The following is a 20,667-nucleotide window of genomic DNA, read 5'->3' as shown; positions in this document are numbered from 1 at the left end:
GACGTCGACCTCGGGCAACGCCGAAACCCAACATTAACGAATTGAGTTCGTTTGCCCCCTTGCGTATGGCGCGCGCCCTCCGCATACTTAACGAATCCAATTCGCTAAGTGACCCACGTCTCACGCGGGCCGCCACCCGAGACACGGAGTTGTCGTTGACCCACCCCAGGAATCCCACGTGACCGCCGCCGTCCGCGTCCCACTGACACTCGGCCGCGGTATCGCCACGTTCAGCGTCTTCGTCGTCGGCTACATCACGGCCAATCTGATCCCGCTCATGATCATCGCGATGGTCGACGATCTCGGCATCACCCAGACCGTCGCGGGCGCCGTCCTCACCGGCTCCCTGCTGGCTACCGCGCTCGTCTGCCTCGCGACCACCCGGTGGGCTGCGGGGCGCTCGCGCCACCTGCTCGGCCGCGTCAGCCTCGTCGTGATGGCCGCCGGATTCGCCGTCGCCGCCACAATCCACTCGGCGCCGATCGCGTGCACCGCGATCATCGTCGGCGGGATCGGTGCCGGCGGCGCGGTCGCGGTCGGCGGGGCGGCCCTGGCCGCGCTGAACAATCCGAACCGGGTGTCCGGGATCAACGGGCTCGTCAACCGCACCGCGGTCACCGGGATCCTGGCACTGATCCCGATCCTCGGCCTGCACATGACCAATGCCTTCGGGATCGTCGCGGTGCTGGCGGTGGCGACGGTGTTCACGATCACCTGGTTGCCGTCCGCCCCCGCCGTCGAGGACGACGAGGCGAGCACCGCGCGCACCCGGACCCCGTTGCCCGAGGGCGTCACCGAGAAGAAGCTGGCCGTCGCCGGATTCACCCTGCTCGTGCTCTTCGCGATCTGGGCGATCGGCGAGGACTCGCTGTGGGCCGTGTCCGGCATCATGGGCGCCGAACACGCCGCCCTGACGGAACAGCAGATGGGTCTGGCCCTCAGCCTCTCCACCGCAGGCGGCATCGGCGCCGCCCTCGTCCTGACCGCGCTCGGTTCCCGCCTCGGACGCACCGTCCCCACCGCCGTCCTCCTCGCACTCGGCGCCGCCCTCAAACTGGGCTCGTGCCTCGCCACCGATTCGACGACGTATCTGGTGCTCATCATCGCCTGGAACACGGTGTACGCCGCGGCGTTCATCTACGTGGTGGCCATCGCGGCCGCGCTGGACTCGTCCGGCCGCTGGTCCGCCCCGCTCCTCGGGACGTATCTGGTGGGGTCCGCGTTCGCCCCGCTCTTCGGCACCCTCGTGACCGGCGCAGTCGGCTACGTCGCGTTCGGGTTCGTCCTGGCGGGCATCAGCCTCGTCCTGCTCGTGCCGATCGTGTCGATCGCCCGCCTGTCGACGCGCACCGAGCGCGCGTCCGCGTCACCCGGACAGGATCCCACTGCCCGGTACACCACCTCGGTCGTCGTCTGACGGAAAGAGAGAACACCATGAACACCGACACGACGACCCACTACCGCGGCGGCCGGATCTTCACCGCCGCCGAACCCGCCTGGGCCGAGTCGATGATCGTCCAGGGCGATCGCCTCACGTATGTCGGCGACACCGCCACCGCCGACACGCTGTCCGGCGACGCCCGCGTCGTCGAACTCCGCGGAGCCTTCGTCTTGCCCGGCTTCATCGACGCCCACACCCACCTGCTGATGACGGGCCAGGCCCTCCAGAAGGTGGACCTGCAGAGCGCCGCGGATCTGAACGACATCCAGGACCGTCTCCGCCGGTTCGCCGCCGAGAACCCGGACGCACCCCGGCTCCTGGGACGCAGCTGGCTGTTTCCCGCGCTCGACGGGCACGCGCCGACACGGCAGATGATCGACGCGGCCGAGGCCGACCGACCGGTGTACCTCGATTCCAACGATGTGCACTCGGCGTGGGTGAACACGGCCGCGCTCCGCGAACTCGGGATCGACGCGGACACCCCGGACCCGATCGGTGGCCGGATCGAGCGCGATCCCGACACCGGCGAGGCCACCGGCATGCTCTACGAGACGGCGGTGACCCAGATCGTATGGCCCACCCTCGCGAAGCTGGTCAGCGACACCGAGCGGGACGTCGCCCTCGCGGCAGCGTTCGAGCAGTATCTCGCGGACGGCGTCACCGGGGCGGTCGACATGGCGCTCGGCGCGGACGAAGTCGAGGCTCTCGAGCGCGCACTGGCCGCGGGCGGGGGCACGCTGCCGCTCCGGGTGGCCGGGCACTGGCTGATCGAACGCACCGACTCGGACGAGGAGAACGTCCGCCAGGTGCACGAGGCGGTGGAGCACCAGAGACGCCTGCAGGGTCCGTGGCTGCGGATGGCCGGGATCAAGATCATCATCGACGGCGTCATCGACAGCTGTACCGCGGCGATGAAGGAGCCGTACTCGGACGGCACGAACGCCGAACCGATCTGGGACCTCGCCTCGCTGGCACCGGTGGTCGTCGCGGCGGATGCCGCCGGCCTGCAGGTGGCCCTGCACGCCATCGGCGACGAGGCGTCGGAGATCGCGCTCGCCGCGCTCGAACAGGCGATCGCCGCCAACGGGATTCGCCCGCGTCGGCACCGGATGGAGCACCTGGAGACGATCACGAAGGACAACGTGCAGCGGCTTGCGCGCCTCGGCATCGTCGCGTCGATGCAGCCGGTCCATGCCGACCCGGCGATCCAGGACAACTGGCGGGCGATGCTGGGCGACCATCGGGTCGAGCGGGCGTTCCCGTGGCCCGAGATGACCGCCGCGGGCGCCGTCCTCGCGCTGGGGTCCGACGCCCCCACGGCGCCGCATCCTCCGCTGCCCAACATGTACATCGCGACGACGCGCAAGTCCGCTATCGATCCGGCGCTCGCGCCGAACCTGCCCGAGTACGCCCTGCCGATGGCGGACGCGCTCGCGCACGCCACCCGCGACGCCGCCTACTCGTGCCGCTGGGACGACCTCACCGGTCAACTCGTCGCGGGCAAGGCCGCCGACTTCGTCGTCCTCGACGGGGATCCGTTCACCGCAGGCGCCGATTCCCTCCTCACCGCGCGGGTGCAGCTGACCGTGGTGGCCGGCGCGGTGCGTCACGAGGTGGAGGTGGCGGGCAGCCACCCTGCGTAGCCTTCCCGGTCAGTCCCGTTCGGCTGCGGCGTCTTCCGTGACGCCGCAGCCGATCTGCTCGCAGAACCCCAGCATCGCCGTGCGCGCGGCATCGACGGTGATGAGACTGTTTCCGCCGACGATGTGCAGGCCGTACGCGTCTTCGAGGGCAACCAGATTCATTGCCGCCTGGTCGATGTCGCCGCGCACGGCGAACTGCCCCGAACTGTGCCCGTCACCGAGGATGGCGCGGTACGTCGCGAGCTGCCGCAGGTACATCTTCTGCACCAGTTCGTCGTGCAGCGCCGAAGTGCCTGTCATGAAGTCGAATTCGTAGAGCAATCGCATCAGGGTGTCGTCGGGACCGCTCGGCAGCCCGGCGTCGATGGCCGTCCGCAGCTTGGCGGCGTACGACGTCTGCGCGGCCACCGCCTCGTCGCGCAGGTCGCAGTAGCGCTCGGTGCCTGCCCGGTGCGCCTCGACGAGAAGCGAATCCAGATCGTCGAAGTAGTAGAGGAGTGCGCCGCGCGTCAGCCCCGCTCGCTTCGCGACATCGGTCAGGGACAGCGACCTGAGCCCGTGCGCGGATCCCGCCTGCAGCGTCGCCTCGATGAGCTCGGAACGCCGCTGCTTCTGAGTGTTCGGTCGTGCCATGCCGTTGACACTAGCCGACGTGATCTGTGACACTCGGCCCAGTTGTTTGACGGATCTGTCAAAAAACTCTTTCGCACCTCACCACCCCGAACGGACAGCTCATGGACCAGACCGCCCGGCCACCCACCGCCACTCCCCCCGCCGCACCCGGCACCTACGAGGCCTCGCTCTCCCGGAGCATCGGCGTCGGCGGAAACATCCTGATCACCCTGTCGTCGATCTCGCCGGCGTCGAGCGTCTTCATCCTCGGCGGCTCGGCGCTCGCCCTGTTCGGCACCGGCGTGTTCTGGGCCTTCCTCATCGCCGGCATCGTCAGCATTCTCATCGCCTTCTGCTACGCCGAACTCGCCTCCGCGTATCCCGTTGCCGGCGGTGACTACTCGCTCGTGTCGCGAGCACTCGGACCGGCCTTCGGCATCGCCACGTTCTTCATCAGCCTCATCTCCCTGCCGCTGATCATCGCGGTCTTCGCCCTCGGGGTCGCCGACTACCTGGGCGTCGCGATCCACGGCCTGTCCCCGCAGCAGACCGCACTCGCCGTGGTCGTGATCACCACCGTGACCGCATGTTTCGACATCCGCACGAACGCGTGGCTCACCGGGGTCTTCCTGGGCGTGGAAATGGCGGCGCTGGCTCTGCTCACCGTCCTCGGGTTCGTCCACATGGAACGTCCGCTGACCAGCCTCCTCAGCCCGGAGGTTCTCGATCCCGGCACCGGCAACCTCGCACCGCTGGCAATCTCGGGACTGATGCTGGCCGTCACCCAGGGAATCTTCGCGTACAACGGGTACGGCGGCGCCGTCTACTTCGCCGAGGAGACCAAGAACGCCGCCCGCTCGATCGCGAAGGCCGTGATCTGGAGCGCCGCCATCACCGTCGCCACCGAACTCGTCCCGCTGATCGCGATCCTGGTGGGCGCACGCTCGCAAACCGAACTCTTCGGTTCCAGCCTTCCCGTCGAGGCGTTCCTCACCGAACGCGCCGGTCACGCCGTCGCCATGGTGGTCCTGCTCTCGATCGCCCTCGCCGTGATCAACGCGATCATCGCGATCACCCTGCAGGCAGGCCGGCTTCTCTACGCCGCCGCCCGCGATCGCGCCCTCCCCGAGACCGTCGCCGCGCCGCTGCAGACCGTCAGCACCAAGGGCCGCGTCCCCGTCCTCGCCACCGTCGTGATGGGCGCCATCGCGTTCGCCGCGTGCTCCGTCCCGCTGGACGTCCTGCTCACCGCCACCGGGTCGACCCTGACGTTCACGTACCTGTTCATCGCACTGGCCGCGATCAACCACCGCCGCGGCGGAGCAACCCGAACCGGCTACCGCATGCCGTTGTGGCCGCTGGCCCCGGGAGTCTGCATCGCCGCACTCGGCCTCGTCTTCGTCGTCACGCTGCTCGACCCGGAGCAGTGGCTCAGCCTCGGCATCTCCCTCGGACTCGTCGCCGCCGGCTTCGTCTACTACGCCCTGTACCTGCGACCGCGCAAGAACACCCACCTGCTGTTGCTGAACGCCGCCCCCGAGGAGAACTGCTGATGCTCGACCTGCTTCTGACCAACGGCGTCGTGCGCACGTTCGACCCCACCTGCCGGGCCGAGGCCGTCGGCATCGAGGACGGCCTGATCCGGTACGTCGGGGCCGCCGCGGACGCCCCCGTCGCCCTGCGCACCATCGACCTGCGGGGCCGACTGGTCACCCCCGGCATCATCGACAGCCACAACCATCTGCTCCTCGGATTCGATCCCGACGCCGTGAGCCTCGAAGGCGCACAGGACCTCACCGAGGTTCGGCGACGGATCGGCGCGCACGCGGCCGCCCGCCCCGACCTCGACTGGATCTGCGCCGAGAACGCCGTCTACTCCGTGGTGACCGGGCGCCGCCCGAACGCCGCCGACCTCCGCGGCCTCACGGACCGCCCGGTCTTCATCACGACCTACGATCAGCACTCGGTGTGGCTGAACGACGCCGCGCTGCGGGTGCTCGGAATCGACCGCGGCACCCAGATCCCCTGGGGACGACCGGAATTCGACGACCACGGCCTGCCCACCGGCTGGGTGACGGACTTCTACACCAGCGCGATGACGCGGGCCGGTCTGGCCGGTCTGCAGCGCGACATCCCGATGTACTCCCCCGACCGCCGCTATCGGCGCATCACGTCCAGTCTGGAGATGGCGACCGCGAGCGGCATCACCACCGTCGTCGAACCGCAGGTCCCGCTGGCCGAACTCGATCTGATGTACCGGGCCCGCGCCGAGGGACGGATGAACTCGCGGGTGATCACCGCCCTGTTCCACCCCGTCGGCGCGGACGCCGAGTTCCGCCGGGACCTGCGGGAGGCCGTCGACAGCGCACCCGTCGACGACATGCTGCGGCTCGGACCGGTGAAGCTGTACGCCGACGACGTGATCGAACCGCACACCGCCGCCATGCTCTCCGACTACGCGAACCGGCCGGGGCACCGCGGCGCGCCCAGCCTGCCGCCGCACGAGTTCACCGCGATGCTCACCGAACTCGACCGCCTCGGCTTCCAGACGCACACCCACGCGACCGGCGACTGGGGGATCCGGCTGGCGCTCGACTCGATCGAGCACGCCGGCCGCGTGAACGGCACGGCCGACCGACGGCACGGCATCGTCCACGTCGAATGCCTCCATCCCGAGGACCTTCCCCGGTTCCGGGAACTCGGCGTGGTCGCGGCGATGCAGCCGCGGCACTGCTCGCCCGACCTCGTCGCGGGAACGTGGATGGAGAACGTCGGCGAGGACCGGTGGGACCGGGCGTGGCGTTTCCGTTCGCTCGCCGAGTCGGGGGCGGCGCTGGCGTTCTCCAGCGACTGGCAGGTCGGGGAGATGGATCCGCTCGTCGGCCTGTACTCAGCCCTCACCCGCTCCGGTCTGGACGGCCGGACCGATTGGACGCCGCGCGAGCGGATGGACCTGGATTCGGCGTTGCGGGCGTACACCCGCGGCGGCGCGTGGGCGTGGCACGCCGAGGACGAGCTCGGAGTGATCCGTCCGGGTGCCCGCGCCGACCTGGTCGTCTGGTCGGCGGACCTCTACAGGCTCGAGCCCGGGCAACTGCTGGACCAGCGGGCCGATCTCACCCTCGTCGGCGGCGCTGTCGTGCACGACGCCGACTCCGTGAGCGCCGGCGCGGACGTGCCGTTCGCCGGCTCCGGCGCCGCCGGGCACACCTGCTCGCACGGGTGACCTCCGGAGTGGACAACTCGGCGCGGCGGGGGGCGCGTCTTTCACCATTTTGTCAGCTGCCCTCGGCTTGTGAGGCAGCGCACACTTGTTTTCAGATGTTCTGCAACTGCGGGACACGGCCGGACCGTTCGACCGACGGTCCGTTCCGGCCCACGAGTTTCGACCCCACGAGTTTCGACCCCACGAGAGGAACCGGTACGAATGTCGATCGACGTACTCGAGAACTACATCAACGGTGAGTTCGTCGCCTCATCCGCGACGGAGACGCTGGACTTGATCAGCCCCGTGGACGAGAGCGTCGTCGGGCGTGCGCCCGTCTCCACCAAGGCCGACGTGGATGCCGCCGTCGAGGCTGCCGAGCGGGCCTTCGTCTCGTGGGGCAAGACCACTCCGAGCGTGCGGCAGACCGCGTTGCTGAAGCTCGCCGACGCGATCGAGGCGCACAGCGACGAACTCGTCGAGGCCGAATGCCGCAACACCGGGCAGCCCAAGCAGGTCATCGCCGACGAAGAGATCAAGGTGGGCGCCGACCAGCTCCGCTTCTTCGCGGGCGCGGCCCGCATGCTCGAAGGCAAGGCCGCCGGCGAGTACATGGACGGCTTCACGTCGTACGTGCGCCGCGAGCCGATCGGCGTCGTCGGTCAGGTCACCCCGTGGAACTACCCGTTCATGATGGCGCTGTGGAAGATCGGCCCCGCGCTCGCGGCAGGCAACACGATCGTGCTCAAGCCCAGCGACACCACCCCGAACAGCACGCTCGTCCTGGCTCGGCTGACCAAGGGGATCCTGCCGGACGGCGTCTTCAACGTCGTCCTCGGCAACGGTGAGACCGGCGCCACCCTCGTGGAGAATCCGGCCCTCGGACTGGTGTCGATCACCGGATCCGTTCGGGCGGGCATCGCTGTCGCCGTCTCGGCCGCACGCCAGCTCAAGCGCGCCCACCTCGAGCTGGGCGGCAAGGCCCCTGCGATCGTCTTCGGTGACGTCGACATCGAGAAGACCGCCAGTGGCATCGCCGAGGCCGCCTTCTTCAACGGCGGCCAGGACTGCACCGCCGCCACCCGCGTCCTCGTCCACGAGTCCATCCACGACCAGCTCGTCGACGCGCTCGTCCGCAAGGCCGAGACGCTCAAGCCCGGCCTCCCGGACGACCCGGACACGTTCTACGGCCCGCTCAACAACGTCAACCACTTCAACGCGGTCACTTCCAAGATCGCCGCGCTCCCCACCTCGGCCAAGATCGTCACCGGCGGAAAGCGTTCGGGAGAGCAGGGATTCTTCTTCGAACCCACCGTGATCACCGGCGTCGACCAGCGCGACGACATCGTGCAGGAGGAGACGTTCGGTCCCATCCTCACCGTGCAGAGCTTCTCCGACGAGAAGGAGGCCGTCACCCTCGCCAACGACGTCCGGTACGGTCTGGCGTCGAGTGTGTGGACGAACGATCACGGCGTCACGCAACGGCTCTCGGCCGCACTCGATTTCGGTGCCGTGTGGATCAACTGCCACATCCCGCTCGTCGCCGAGATGCCGCACGGCGGATTCAAGTACTCCGGCTACGGCAAGGACCTCTCCGGCTACGGCGTCGAGGACTACACCCGCATCAAGCACGTCATGAGCTCCAACGACTGACGTCGCCCACCCCCTACCCATCCACGTCACGACCCTGAGGACTGCACCATCATGAACGACATCCAGTACCGGCTGCCGCAGAAGCGCGCCCTGGTCACCGAGCTCCCCGGCCCGAAGTCGGCGGCCCTCACCGCACGTCGCCGCGCCACCGTGGCCGCGGGCGTCGGCTCCAGCGTCCCCGTGTACGCGGCGGATGCCGACGGTGGTGTGGTCGTCGACGTCGACGGCAACTCCCTGATCGACCTCGGCTCGGGCATCGCGGTCACCAGCGTGGGCGCGTCCGATCCGGCCGTCGCCGAGGCGGTCCGGGAGCAGGTCGGGCACTTCACCCACACCTGTTTCATGGTCACCCCGTACGAGGGCTACGTCCGCGTGGCGGAGGAACTCGCCGCCCTCACCCCCGGCGACCACGAGAAGCGCACCGTCCTGTTCAACTCGGGCGCCGAGGCGGTGGAGAACGCGATCAAGGTTGCTCGCCTCGCCACCGGCCGCGACGCCGTCGTCGCGTTCGACCACGCCTACCACGGTCGTACGAACCTGACGATGGCCCTCACCGCCAAGTCGATGCCCTACAAGGCCCACTTCGGTCCGTTCGCTCCCGAGGTGTACCGGCTCCCCATGTCCTACCCCTACCGGGACCAGGACGGACTGACCGGCGAGCAGGCCGCCCAGCGCGCCATCAGCCAGATGGAGAAGCAGATCGGCGCCGATTCACTCGCGGCGATCATCATCGAGCCGATCCAGGGCGAGGGCGGATTCATCGTTCCCGCCGAGGGATTCCTCCCCACCCTGGTGAACTGGGCCCGCGCCAACGGCGTCGTGTTCATCGCCGACGAGGTGCAGACCGGGTTCTCCCGCACCGGCGCCTGGTTCGCGTGCGAGCACGAGGAGATCGTCCCGGACATCATCACGATGGCCAAGGGCATGGCGGGCGGCATGCCGCTGTCCGCGATCACGGGCCGCGCCGACCTCCTCGACAAGGTGCACCCCGGCGGTCTGGGTGGCACGTACGGCGGCAACCCCGTCGCGTGTGCCGCTGCGCTCGCCGCGATCGACAGCATGCGGAAGTTCGACCTGCCCGCTCGCGCACAGCACATCGGCGACCTGGCCCTGCCGCGGCTGAAGGCCCTGGCCGCCGACGTCGGCGTCATCGGTGACGTGCGCGGGCGCGGCGCGATGCTCGCGATGGAGTTCGTCAAGCCCGGCACCGACGAGCCGGACGCCGAACTGACGAAGGCGATTGCCGCACATGCGCTCGAACAAGGTGTCATTCTGCTGACGTGCGGTACCTACGGAAACGTCATCCGACTGCTTCCGCCGCTGGTGATCAGCGACGACCTGCTCGACGACGCCCTCACCGTCATCGAGCAGATCGTGCGCTCGCTCGTCTGACCCGTGCGCCTTTTCGGTAGTCATTGCGACCGAAAAGGCGCACGAGCACGAAATGCCCACCCCACGACCAGAGGAGACACCATGACCCGGACGACCACCGGCACGTTCCATCCTCTGGACCCGTTGGGGGCGGACGAATTCGCGCAGGCCGCGGCCGTCCTCGCCCGGGAACACGGGGTCGGGGACGGCTGGCGGTTCGCGTCGATCGAACTGGCCGAACCGGCCAAGGCCGAGGTGTCGGCGTTCGATACGTCCGGCACCGTCCCGGACCGCCGGGCCGTCGTCGTGTGCTTCGACCGCGGCAGCGGAGACACCTACAAGGCGCTCGTCTCGCTCACGGGAGACAACGTGGTCTCCTGGGAACACATCCCGGACGTCCAGGCGAATTTCACGGTGGACGAATGGGAAGAGTCGGACGCCTTCCTCCGCGGGCACCCGGACGTGATCGCGGCGCTCGCGAAGCGCGGGATCACGGACATGAGCCTGGTGTTCATGGACGTCTGGACGTACGGCGACGCGGTGACCCCGGAGAAGTACAAGGGGCGCCGGCTCGGCTGGTCGGACACCTGGGTCCGGGCGGCCGAGGGCGCCAACCCGTATGCGGGCCCGGTCAACGGTTTCCACTGCGTGATCGACGTCAACAAGATGGAACTGCTCGAGATCGAGGACACGTTCAGCGTCGAACGTCCCGAGGTCATGGGCGAGTACGTGCCCCGGCACATCCCGGACCGGATCCGCGCCGCGAGCACCCGGCCGCCGTTGAAGCCGTTGGACATCGTCCAGCCGGAGGGACCGTCGTTCACGTTCGAGGGCAACAAGCTCGAGTGGCAGAACTGGTCGCTGCGGGTGGGGTTCAACTACCGCGAGGGCATGACCCTGCACGCGGTGACCTACAACGACAACGGCCGGGTGCGCTCGATCGCGAACCGGATGTCGTTCGCGGAGATGGCGGTGCCGTACCGCGACACCAGCACCGATCACTACCGCCGCACCGCCTTCGACATCGGCGAGTGGGGCATCGGGTTCATGACCACCTCGCTCACCCTGGGCTGCGACTGCCTGGGTGAGATCCGGTATCTCGACGCAGTACTCCACGACAGCCACGGTGTGCCGTTCACGATCGAGAACGCGATCTGTATCCACGAGGAGGACAACGCCGTCCTCTGGAAGCACGTCGACCACGATGCGGGCGCCGAGGTGCGCCGCATGCGGCGGCTGACGGTGTCGACACACGTGACGGTCGCGAACTACGAATATCTCGTCTACTGGCGGTTCTACCAGGACGGCAACATCGAGTGCGAGGTCCGGGCCACCGGGATCATGGTGGTCAGCCACTTCCCCGAAGGCGGGGAGCACCCCAGTGGGACGCTCGTCGACAACCGCACGTACGCGCCGTTCCACCAGCACTTCCTGGTCGCCCGCCTCGATCTCGACGTGGACGGCACCGAGAACACGGTGTACGCGACCGAGACCGAGGTGGTGCCGATGGGCCCGGACAACCCCCTGGGTCTCGCGCTGCGGCAGAAGAACACCCCGCTGCGCACCGAACTCGAAGGCCGGCAGGACTTCGACTGGCAGAGCCAGCGGGCGTGGAAGGTGGTCAACGACAACACGACCACCGGGCTCGGCACCGCCCCCGCCTACAAGCTCGTTCCCGGCGGCGCGATCCCGTCGATGTTCGACCCGGCGTCGCCGATCTTCCAGCGCACCGGCGCGATCGGCCACACCGTCTGGGTGACACCCAATTCACCCGACGAGCGCTGGCCCGCCGGGGAATTCGTGAACCAGAGCAAGGTCGATCACGGGCTTCCCGCCTGGACCGAGGCGAACCGGCCGATCGAGAACACCGACGTGGTGCTCTGGTACACGTTCGGCATCCACCACATTCCCCGGCCGGAGGACTGGCCGATCATGCCTGCGGACACCGTGTCCTTCTGGCTGAAGCCGGTCGGATTCTTCGACCGCAACCCCGCCCTCGACGTCGCCCCCACCCCGGAGGCGTGCGATCACCACCATTCCCACCACGAGGACTCCGATGACTGATTTCGAACGGCTCCGCGCCACCCTGCCCACCGGTCTGTGGATCGACGGCGCCCAGACCGACCCGATCGACGGCGGCACGTTCCCGGTCTACGACCCGGCCACGGGAACCCTCATCGCCGACGTCGCGGATGCGGGCGGCAAGGACGCGATGCGCGCACTGGACTCCGCGGCGGCGGTCCAGGAGGACTGGGCGGCGACCGCGCCGCGGCAGCGGTCGATCATCCTGCGCTCGGCGTGGGAGAAGGTCATCGAGCGCACCGACGACCTCGCGTTGCTGATGACGATGGAGATGGGCAAGGCCCTGCCGGAGAGCCGCGGCGAGGTGAACTACGGCGCCGAGTTCCTGCGCTGGTTCAGCGAGGAAGCCGTCCGCATCCAGGGCCGCTACACCACCTCACCGTCGGGCAGTGGACGGATCATGGTCACCAAGGTTCCGGTCGGACCCACCCTGGCCGTCACGCCGTGGAACTTCCCGCTCGCGATGGGCACCCGCAAGATCGGCCCCGCGCTCGCCGCCGGCTGCACGATCATCGTCAAGCCCGCCGAGGACACCCCGCTCACCATGCTGCTGCTCGCCGAGATCTTCGCCGAGGCAGGCCTGCCCGCCGGTGTGCTGTCGGTGCTGCCCGCATCGAACGCCGCCGCCGTCACCGAACCGCTGCTCGCGGATCCGCGGCTGCGGAAGGTGACGTTCACCGGATCCACCCGGGTCGGCAAGATCCTCATCGAGCAGTCCGCCCAGCAGGTTCTGCGCACGTCGATGGAACTCGGCGGCAACGCCCCGTTCGTGGTGTTCGACGACGCCGACATCGACGCCGCCGTCGAGGGCGCGATGGCCGCGAAGATGCGCAACGGCGGCGAGGCCTGCACCGCCGCCAACCGCCTGATCGTGGCCAACTCGGTGCGCGAGGAATTCACCACCAAGCTCACCGACCGGATCGCCGCGCTCACCGTCGGACCGGGCAGCGAAGACGGCACCAACGTCGGTCCCCTCGTCAACGAGAAGCAGCGCCGCAACGTGGCGTCCCTCGTCGACGATGCCGTCGCCGCGGGCGCCCGGGTCCGCACCGGCGGCAAGTCCGTCGACGGTCCCGGGTACTTCTTCCAGCCCACCGTCCTCGACGAGGTGCCCGCGAACGCGCGCATCGTCCGCGAGGAGATCTTCGGACCCGTCGCCGCGATCACCGGTTTCGACACCGAGGCCGAGGGCGTCGCCGCCGCGAACGACACCGAATACGGTCTCGCCGCGTACATCTACACGCAGAACGTCGACCGTGCGTTCCGCGTCGCCGACAAGCTCGAGAGCGGCATGGTCGGCGTCAACCGCGGAGTGATCTCCGACGTCGCCGCGCCTTTCGGTGGAGTCAAGCAGTCCGGACTCGGCAGCGAAGGCGGCACCGAAGGCATCGAGGAGTACCTCGAGACCAAGTACGTCGGCTTCGCGTAAACCACCCGCCCCGAGACAGATCGGAACCGTCACCATGCGTTTGGTCGTTGGATATCTCGCCACCCCCAGTGGGGAGGACGGTCTGGCCCTCGGGGCGCAGCTCGCCCGCAGTCTCGGCGCACAGCTCGACATCTGCATGGTGCTCCCGCCGGACCGGACGGTCCCGGCGAGAGTTCCGGCAGAAACCGGCTACGACGACATCCTCGCCTCCCGCGCCCAGCGCTGGCTGGACGAGGCGAAGTCGTCGGTGCCGAGCGACATCGACGTGGACGTCCACCTGAGCTTCCACGAATCGTTCGCGCAGGGTCTCATCGACGAGGTGTCCCGGCTGGGGGCGCAGGCGATCGTCGTCGGCGCCGCCGGGGACGGCCTGCTGGGGCGGCACTCCGTCGGCTCCGTCTCGACGGAACTGCTGCACTCGGCGCACGTTCCGCTGGCCCTCGCACCTCGCGGGGCGCGGCACTCTTCCGCGAAGAAGATCCGCGAGGTCACCTGCGCGCTCGGGACCCGGACCGGGGCCGACGTGTTGCTGCGGACGGCGGTGCGGACGTGCGAGCGGATGAAGACCCCGCTCCGCCTCGTCTCGCTCGTCGCGCTCGACCCGCAGAACGACCTCCGCGATCACCGGGACACCCCCGACGACATCCGCGACCGGGCCGTCGCCCACGCGCAGAGCACCCTCGAAGTGGCGAAATCCGCTCTTCCCGAAGACTTTCCCGTGTCCGTCACGATCGCCGACGGATCCTCCGTGGAATCGGCGGTCCGCAAACTCGACTGGCAGGACGGCGACCTCGTGATGGTCGGCTCCAGCCGGCTCGCCCAACCTCATCGACTGTTCCTGGGATCCACCGCGGCCAAGATGCTCCGCGTCCTGCCGGTGCCCATGGTGGTCGTCCCCAAGCAGGAGTTCCAAAACAGTGAGTAAACCGTCCGCGACACCCGCCCCGGATCCACGCTCGTTCCCGACCGGAGGTTCAGACATGACGAACAGCGAAGGCGCACCGGCGTCGGCCGACGCCGCCGTGAGCGCCAAGGGGCTGGCCACCGGCGCTGTCGGGACCTTCTCCGGGGCGATCCTCGGGATCTCCTCCGTGGCACCGGGTTACACGCTGACGGCCAGCATCGGACTGATCGTCGCGGCGGTCGGGTTGAAGATGCCCGCCATCTTCATCGCCGGCTTCATCCCCATGTTCCTCACGGCCTACGCCTACCGTGAACTCAACTCCGAATCACCCGACTGCGGCGCGTCGTTCACGTGGTCGACCAAGGCGTTCGGTCCGTACGTCGGCTGGATGTGCGGCTGGGGCATGGTGATCGCCACGATCATCGTGCTCTCGAACCTCGCGGCGATCGCGGTCCAGTTCTTCTATCTGTTCATCGCGAAACTGTTCGACGCCCCGAGCATCGCCGATCTCCCCGGCAACAAATTCGTGAACGTCGGGACGACACTCGTGTTCATCGCGCTGGCCACCTGGATCGCCAGCCGCGGCATCACCACCAGCGAGCGCCTGCAGGTCGCGCTCGTCGGCTTCCAGATGGTGCTGCTCATCGCCTTCGCGGTGGTGGCGCTGGTTCACGTCGGCAACGGGGACGCCCCCGCCGGGCTCTCGTTCGACCTGAGCTGGTTCAACCCGTTCACGGGACTGGCGCTCGGCGCGTTCGTGATCGGCCTGACGGGTTCGATCTTCGCGTTCTGGGGCTGGGACACCTGCCTGACCCTCGGCGAGGAATCGAAGAACCCGAAGAAGACCCCCGGTCGCGCCGGACTGCTGTGCGTCGCGACGATTCTGCTGACGTACCTGCTCGTGTCGGTCGCGGCGATGATGTACGCCGGCGTCGGCGAGGACGGCCTCGGCCTCGGCAACCCGGACAACTCCGAGAACGTCTTCGGTGCCCTCGCCGATCCGGTTCTCGGCAACTGGGGCGGCATGCTGCTGTTCCTCGCCGTGTTCGTCTCCTCGGTCGCGAGCCTGCAGACCACGTTCCTGCCCGCGGCGCGCACGATGCTGGCCATGGGCGCCTACGGCGCGTTACCGAAGAAACTTGCCGAGGTGTCGCCGCGATTCCTGGTGCCCTCCTACGCGACCGTCGTCGCAGGCGTGGTGACCGCGGTCTTCTATACCGTCGTCACGTTCCTGTCCGAGCGCACGCTGCTCGACACGATCGCCGCGCTGGGCATCATGATCTGCTGGTACTACGGCATCACTGCGTTCGCCTGCGTCTGGTACTTCCGGGACAGGTTGTTCACGAGCGTGCGCAACGCCGTCTTCCGGTTCGCGTTCCCGCTGCTCGGAGGGCTGATGCTGCTGGCCGTGTTCGTCATCTCGATCGACGAGAGCATGGACCCGGAGAACGCGAGCGGTGCGTCCATCGGCGGCATCGGGCTCGTCTTCTACCTCGGCTTCGGCATCCTTCTGCTCGGCGCAGTGCTGATGATGGTCATGCGCTTCCGCAGTCCCGCCTTCTTCCGGGGTGAGACCCTCAACCGCGACACGTCCGCGTTGCGGGACGAGGGCGATCTCACGGCTCGATCGGAGCCTGCGCCACCAAGCCCGCGATAAGCGTCCGCAGCCCGAACTCGAATGCTGCATCCGCCCGTCCGGGGTTCGGCCCGGACGTGGCGAGGGCGGCCAGCATGGCCTCGTTCGCCTCCGGCGCGGTCGCCCAGACCACTTCGGGGGCGGCGAGGTCCAGCGCCGACCCCAGCACGAAGCTGTCCACCGTCGTGATGGCGTGCAGGATCTCCTCGGGTGTGAAGCCACCGTCCGAGAATGCCTGCGCCAGCGCGTTGTACAGCCCGAACGCCACACCGGACTGCACTGTGTGCGCGGTGAACAGAGGAATCAGCCGAGGATGCTCGGCGTAGTTGCGCCGATACTCGCGCGCCAGCCCGGCCACCGTCTCGCTCCACTTGCCGTCGGGGTCCGCCACCACGATGCCCGCCATCATGCGGGCACGCATCAGTTCGATGATCTCCGCCCTCCCGGACACGTGGTTGTACAGCGAGGAGGGCCGTACCTTCAGCCGTTCGGCGAGACCCGGCATCGTGAAATCACCGGTGAGGTCCACCATGCGCATGGCAGCTTCGGTGATGATCTCCGGCGACAGCAGTCGCTGTGATGGCCGTGGCATGGGTGCCCTCCTGGTCGGTGTGTGTCACGGCGACCAGGGTCGATACCGAAGGAATCGAAATCGTCACGTCCCACCCCTTGATCGCCGAGCATTCACCCACCATACTTAACGAATCCAATTCGTTTTAGGCGCTCGCCGAACCGAACATCCGAGGAAACACAATGTTGACGATTACCGCCCTCACCCCTCCCGAGTCCCTGTCGAGGACGCGCGAGACCGGACGCACCCCGCTCCGCGTCGGCCTCGTCCAGCACCGCTGGCACGAGAACGATCAGGATCTGCGGGCCGAACTCGACGAGGGCATTGCCGAGGCAGCGAAACTCGGGGCGCGCGTGGTGTTCCTCCCCGAACTCACGCTGAGCCGCTACCCGGCGTCGACTCCCGGTGGCGACAACCCGGGACGTACCGCCGAGGACCTCCTCACCGGCCCCACGTTCACTTTCGCCGCCAAGGCCGCCGCGGAACACGGCGTCCTCGTCCACGCGTCGCTGTACGAGCGGAACGACACCGAGGACGGTGTGCAGTACGAGGACGGGCTCGGTTTCAACACGGCCATCCTCGTCGCCCCCTCCGGTGAACTGCTCGCCCGCACCCGCAAGCTGCACATCCCCGTGACCGCCGGCTACTACGAGGACACCTACTTCCGCGGCGGTCCCGCAACCGATCCGTACCCCGTCCACACTGCCGAGGCACTCGGCGGCGCGAAGCTCGGACTGCCGACGTGCTGGGACGAGTGGTTCCCCGAGGTCGCCCGTGCCTACTCCCTCGGCGGCGCCGAGATCCTGGTGTACCCCACCGCGATCGGCTCGGAGCCCGACCACCCGCAGTTCGACACCCAGCCGCTGTGGCAGCAGGTGATCGTCGGCAACGGCATCGCGAACGGCACGTTCATGGTGGTCCCCAACCGCCACGGCAGCGAAGGCCTCATCACGTTCTACGGCTCGTCGTTCATCTCCGATCCCTACGGCCGGATCCTCGCGCAGGCCCCACGCGACGAATCCGCGGTACTGGTCGCCGACCTCGACCTCCAGCAGCGCGAGGACTGGCTGGCCCTGTTCCCGTTCCTGGCCACCCGGCGCCCCGACACGTACGGCGTCCTCACCGAGCCGGTCGATCACGCCTCCCCGTTCGGGAGGGCCTGATGACCTGGCGCATGCCCGCGGAAGGCGAACTGCACGAACGCACCTGGATGGCCTACCCCAGTGAGGGCTACTCCCTGGGCGACACCCCCGAGGAGCACCACGAGGCCCGCACCACGTGGGCCGAGGTGGCACACGCCGTGGCCCGGTTCGAGCCCGTCACCGTCGTCGTCGATCCCGGTCAGGTGTCGGCGGCCGAGGAGTACCTCTCCGCCGACATCGACATCGTCGAGGCGCCGCTGAACGACGCCTGGATGCGCGACATCGGACCCACCTTCGTGCTGTCCGAGGACGGACGCCTCGGCGGCGTCGACTGGATCTTCAACGGCTGGGGCGGCCAGGACTGGGCTCAGTGGGACAAGGACTCGAAGATCGGCGCACTGGTGGTCGAGCGGTCGGGGGCCGAACTCGTCGACTCGCGGATCGTCAACGAGGGCGGCGGCATCCAGGTCGACGGCCTCGGCACCGTGCTGGTGACCGAGACCGTGCAACTCGACCCCGGCCGCAACCCGGAACTGTCGAAAGCCGACATCGAGGCCGAGCTCGACCGGACGATCGGTGCCACCAAGGTGATCTGGCTGCCACGCGGACTGACGCGGGACCAGGACACGTACGGCACGCGCGGGCACGTCGACATCGTCGCCGCCATCCCGTCACCCGGCGTCGTCCTGGTGCACGACCAGCGCAACCCCGAACACCCCGACTTCGAGGTCAGCAAGGCCGTCATCGACGTGCTGAAGCAGACCACGGACGCCCGCGGTGAGTCGTGGGAGATCATCACCGTCCCCGCGCCGACGGTCCTGCGCGACGACGAGGGCTTCGTCGACTACAGCTACATCAACCATTTCGTCGTCAACGGCGGCGTCATCGCATGCAGCTTCGACGATCCCGCGGACGAGGAAGCGGTCGCGATCCTGTCGGCCGCCTACCCCGGACGCACGGTCGTGTCGGTCGACGCCCGCCCACTCTTCGCGCGCGGCGGCGGAATCCACTGCATCACCCAGCACCAGCCCGCCGTGCGCTGACGCACCCGTGAGTACTTGTCAACCGCGGGCGGTTGACAAGTACTCACGGGCTAGCGCCTGCGACGCATGTAGTCGCTGACGACGGCGGCGCCGAGACCGTCCAGCCCGGGCGCCACGACGCGTCCGCCGACCCGCTCGGCCATCCGGTCCACCACCCGCGCGAGCCCGGGATCCTCACCGAGCCGGAAGAACGTGACGTGAGCGCCGAGCCGGGCCAGGGTGTCGAGTTCCCGGACCGTCAGACCGAGGGTCCGGGCGCTCGGCGGGTAGTCGAAGTACGCGAAGCCGTCCGGCTCCAGGTGGGCCGTCGGCTCACCGTCGGTGACGATCAGGACCACCGGCTGGGCGTTGGGATGCCTGCGCAGATGCCGAGCCGCCAGCAGCAGCGCGTGGTGCAGATTGGTGCCCTGGTCCCACGCGCCGTCCAGGCCGGCCAGCTCCGACGGTGTCAGCACCTGCGCGTGCCTGCCGAACGAGATGAGCTGCAGTTCGTCGCTGCGGAACCGGGTGCTCACCAAATGGTTCAGGGCGAGGGCGGTGCGTTTCATCGGCACCCACCGCCCCTCCATCACCATCGAGAACGACGTGTCGACCAGCAACGCGACCGCCGCCTGCGACCGTTGCTCGGTCTCCATCACCTCCACGTCCGACACGGACAACCGGACCGGGACACGACCGCGCTCGACCGGATCGGATGCCGCCCGCAGCACGGCATTGGTGATCGTGCGCGTGACGTCCCACGGCTCGGTGTCGCCGAACGCCCACTCGCGGGACGCACCCGTCGGCTCCCCCATCGCCCCGGCGCGGCGCGTCTCCCGTTGCCCGCCACGCGAAGACAGCTGCTGCGCCACGTCCCGCAGAGCCGTCTGACCGAGTTGGCGCATCGCCTTGGGCGACAGGCGCCACTGGCCGTCCGCCCCACGGTCGAAGAAGCCCTGATCGCGCAGGGCCTTCTCGAGTTCGGCGAGGGTCTGCGCATCGGCTGCCGCCTCGTCGCCCAGTTGCCGGGCCAGAGTGTCCGCGTCGATGTCGTCGAGTTGTGCGCCCGCGTACTGCTGCGACAGTTGCTCCGCGAGCGACTCGAGTTCCGCGATGTCCTGCAACGCCCCGGTGCCCTCGCCCAGGCCCATGCCGTCGTCGCCGCGGAACCGCTGCGCGCCCTGCCAGTCCTCACCCGGCCGCGCAGCCTGCAGATGCTGGTCCAGACGGTCCAGCTGTCCGATCAGCGATGGATCGCCGAACGCCTGCTGCGCCAGCGCATCCAGTTCGTCGCGCTGCTCCTGCGACAACGAGTTCCGCAGGCGCTGCGCCGCCGCCGCCCGCTGCGCCAGCGAATCGAGCAGCTCCTCGACGTTCTGCGGGTTCTCGGGGAAGTACTCTCCGTGCTTGTCCATGAACTCGTCGAACTGTTCCTGCGTGTCCTCGCCGCGCGAATGCTTGTCGAGCAGGTCGTTGAGGTCGGCGAGCATCTCCCGGATGCGTTCGCGGTCTTCTTCCGTGGCACCCTCGAGGGCCTGTTTCATGCCGGCGAACCGCTGGTCCAGCATTTCGCGGCCCAGGAGGTCCCGGATCTTCTCGTAGTCCTCGCGGGCTTCCGAACTACGCCAGTCGTAGTCGGCGAGTTCCTGCACGGCCTGCGCGGTGGACGGCGGCAGTTCCTCGAGGCGCATCTCCGAGAAGCGGGCGTCGTCGTCGAGCGCGCGGGCCAGCGTCTTGCGTTCCTCGAGCACCGCGCGGTCGAGGAGTTCCCGGACCTCTTCGAGTGTGCCGTTCAGGTTGTTCCGCTTCAGCAGTTCACGGCGACGCCGATTCGCCTCGGCCGCAAGCTCGTCCAGGCCGCGCATGTCCCGGTTGCCGCGCCGGAGCATCTCGCGCAGCGCCTGCCGCGGGGACGTTCCCGCGAACACGTCGTCACCGATCGCGGCCAGGGCCTCA

General features: G+C 68.7%; 15 protein-coding genes. 12 read left to right on the top strand and 3 right to left on the bottom strand.

The genetic code is table 11. The annotated features are described in order from the left end of the window. Window positions 1–178 precede the first annotated feature (178 nt). A complete protein-coding gene (locus tag DTA22_RS21210; RefSeq protein ID WP_112300797.1) occupies window positions 179–1,417 on the top strand; it encodes an MFS transporter in 1,239 nt (412 codons plus the stop codon). 17 nt (window positions 1,418–1,434) lie between these two features. Continuing rightward, entirely contained in the window at window positions 1,435–3,084 is a 1,650-nt protein-coding gene (locus tag DTA22_RS21205) for an amidohydrolase (protein ID WP_112300796.1), read from the top strand. A gap of 9 nt (window positions 3,085–3,093) precedes the next feature. On the opposite strand, the gene DTA22_RS21200 is transcribed toward DTA22_RS21205, so the two are convergent. After that, window positions 3,094–3,717, bottom strand: coding sequence for a TetR/AcrR family transcriptional regulator (locus tag DTA22_RS21200; protein WP_174233837.1), 624 nt, complete (start codon window positions 3,715–3,717; stop codon window positions 3,094–3,096). 101 nt (window positions 3,718–3,818) lie between these two features. On the opposite strand from DTA22_RS21200, the gene DTA22_RS21195 reads away from it, so the two are divergent. The 8 genes from DTA22_RS21195 (at window position 3,819) to DTA22_RS21160 (ending at window position 15,997) form a co-directional block, all read left to right on the top strand. Beyond that, window positions 3,819–5,249: an APC family permease gene (locus DTA22_RS21195; protein WP_112300794.1), complete on the top strand. Its 1,431-nt coding sequence runs from the start codon at window positions 3,819–3,821 to the stop codon at window positions 5,247–5,249. After that, complete coding sequence (locus DTA22_RS21190; protein ID WP_112300793.1) at window positions 5,249–6,922, top strand: amidohydrolase; 1,674 nt, start codon at window positions 5,249–5,251, stop codon at window positions 6,920–6,922. The genes DTA22_RS21195 and DTA22_RS21190 overlap by 1 nt, the downstream gene beginning before the upstream one ends. A 201-nt stretch (window positions 6,923–7,123) precedes the next feature. Next, window positions 7,124–8,554: a gamma-aminobutyraldehyde dehydrogenase gene (locus DTA22_RS21185; RefSeq protein WP_037243711.1), complete on the top strand. Its 1,431-nt coding sequence runs from the start codon at window positions 7,124–7,126 to the stop codon at window positions 8,552–8,554. 51 nt (window positions 8,555–8,605) lie between these two features. Next, window positions 8,606–9,946 (top strand): 4-aminobutyrate--2-oxoglutarate transaminase, encoded by a 1,341-nt coding sequence (gabT, locus tag DTA22_RS21180; RefSeq protein WP_037243709.1) that lies wholly within the window; start codon window positions 8,606–8,608, stop codon window positions 9,944–9,946. 81 nt (window positions 9,947–10,027) lie between these two features. Continuing rightward, the gene (locus DTA22_RS21175; RefSeq protein ID WP_112300792.1) at window positions 10,028–11,989 is read left to right on the top strand and encodes a primary-amine oxidase; all 1,962 of its coding nucleotides are present in this window, start codon (window positions 10,028–10,030) and stop codon (window positions 11,987–11,989) included. Beyond that, window positions 11,982–13,436, top strand: a complete 1,455-nt coding sequence (locus DTA22_RS21170) for an NAD-dependent succinate-semialdehyde dehydrogenase (RefSeq protein ID WP_037243705.1) — start codon at window positions 11,982–11,984, stop codon at window positions 13,434–13,436. Before DTA22_RS21175 ends, DTA22_RS21170 begins: the two co-directional genes overlap by 8 nt. Window positions 13,437–13,470: 34 nt before the next feature. Next, on the top strand, window positions 13,471–14,361 hold the full coding sequence (locus DTA22_RS21165) for a universal stress protein (RefSeq protein WP_112300791.1): 891 nt from the start codon (window positions 13,471–13,473) through the stop codon (window positions 14,359–14,361). Window positions 14,362–14,416: 55 nt separating this feature from the next. Then, on the top strand, window positions 14,417–15,997 hold the full coding sequence (locus tag DTA22_RS21160) for an APC family permease (protein ID WP_112300790.1): 1,581 nt from the start codon (window positions 14,417–14,419) through the stop codon (window positions 15,995–15,997). Here DTA22_RS21160 and DTA22_RS21155 read toward each other — a convergent pair. Next, window positions 15,957–16,568 carry a TetR/AcrR family transcriptional regulator gene (locus DTA22_RS21155; RefSeq protein ID WP_005238594.1) on the bottom strand — a complete coding sequence of 204 codons (612 nt, stop codon included), beginning with the start codon at window positions 16,566–16,568 and terminating at the stop codon, window positions 15,957–15,959. The two genes, DTA22_RS21160 and DTA22_RS21155, sit on opposite strands and share 41 nt — an antisense overlap. 161 nt (window positions 16,569–16,729) lie before the next feature. On the opposite strand from DTA22_RS21155, the gene DTA22_RS21150 reads away from it, so the two are divergent. Beyond that, window positions 16,730–17,710, top strand: coding sequence for a nitrilase-related carbon-nitrogen hydrolase (locus tag DTA22_RS21150; protein ID WP_037243699.1), 981 nt, complete (start codon window positions 16,730–16,732; stop codon window positions 17,708–17,710). Continuing rightward, entirely contained in the window at window positions 17,710–18,732 is a 1,023-nt protein-coding gene (locus DTA22_RS21145) for an agmatine deiminase family protein (RefSeq protein ID WP_112300789.1), read from the top strand. Before DTA22_RS21150 ends, DTA22_RS21145 begins: the two co-directional genes overlap by 1 nt. Before the next feature lie 50 nt (window positions 18,733–18,782). Here the strand turns inward: DTA22_RS21145 and DTA22_RS21140 are convergent. Beyond that, window positions 18,783–20,667 (bottom strand): vWA domain-containing protein (locus tag DTA22_RS21140; RefSeq protein WP_146777781.1); only part of this gene is annotated, 1,885 nt, incomplete at its 5' end.

Origin of the sequence: Rhodococcus wratislaviensis (assembly GCF_900455735.1) — a bacterium.
Taxonomy (GTDB): Bacteria; Actinomycetota; Actinomycetes; order Mycobacteriales; family Mycobacteriaceae; genus Rhodococcus_F; species Rhodococcus_F wratislaviensis.
This window is presented reverse-complemented; position numbering and strand designations above follow the sequence as displayed.

Coding starts and splice junctions, on each gene's coding strand:
- gabT (WP_037243709.1), top strand. CDS start 8,606: ATGAACGACATCCAGTACCGGCTGCCGCAGAAGCGCGCCCTGGTCACC.
- DTA22_RS21160 (WP_112300790.1), top strand. CDS start 14,417: ATGACGAACAGCGAAGGCGCACCGGCGTCGGCCGACGCCGCCGTGAGC.
- DTA22_RS21155 (WP_005238594.1), bottom strand. CDS start 16,568: ATGCCACGGCCATCACAGCGACTGCTGTCGCCGGAGATCATCACCGAA.
- DTA22_RS21165 (WP_112300791.1), top strand. CDS start 13,471: ATGCGTTTGGTCGTTGGATATCTCGCCACCCCCAGTGGGGAGGACGGT.
- DTA22_RS21200 (WP_174233837.1), bottom strand. CDS start 3,717: ATGGCACGACCGAACACTCAGAAGCAGCGGCGTTCCGAGCTCATCGAG.
- DTA22_RS21150 (WP_037243699.1), top strand. CDS start 16,730: ATGTTGACGATTACCGCCCTCACCCCTCCCGAGTCCCTGTCGAGGACG.
- DTA22_RS21195 (WP_112300794.1), top strand. CDS start 3,819: ATGGACCAGACCGCCCGGCCACCCACCGCCACTCCCCCCGCCGCACCC.
- DTA22_RS21145 (WP_112300789.1), top strand. CDS start 17,710: ATGACCTGGCGCATGCCCGCGGAAGGCGAACTGCACGAACGCACCTGG.
- DTA22_RS21175 (WP_112300792.1), top strand. CDS start 10,028: ATGACCCGGACGACCACCGGCACGTTCCATCCTCTGGACCCGTTGGGG.
- DTA22_RS21190 (WP_112300793.1), top strand. CDS start 5,249: ATGCTCGACCTGCTTCTGACCAACGGCGTCGTGCGCACGTTCGACCCC.
- DTA22_RS21170 (WP_037243705.1), top strand. CDS start 11,982: ATGACTGATTTCGAACGGCTCCGCGCCACCCTGCCCACCGGTCTGTGG.
- DTA22_RS21185 (WP_037243711.1), top strand. CDS start 7,124: ATGTCGATCGACGTACTCGAGAACTACATCAACGGTGAGTTCGTCGCC.
- DTA22_RS21205 (WP_112300796.1), top strand. CDS start 1,435: ATGAACACCGACACGACGACCCACTACCGCGGCGGCCGGATCTTCACC.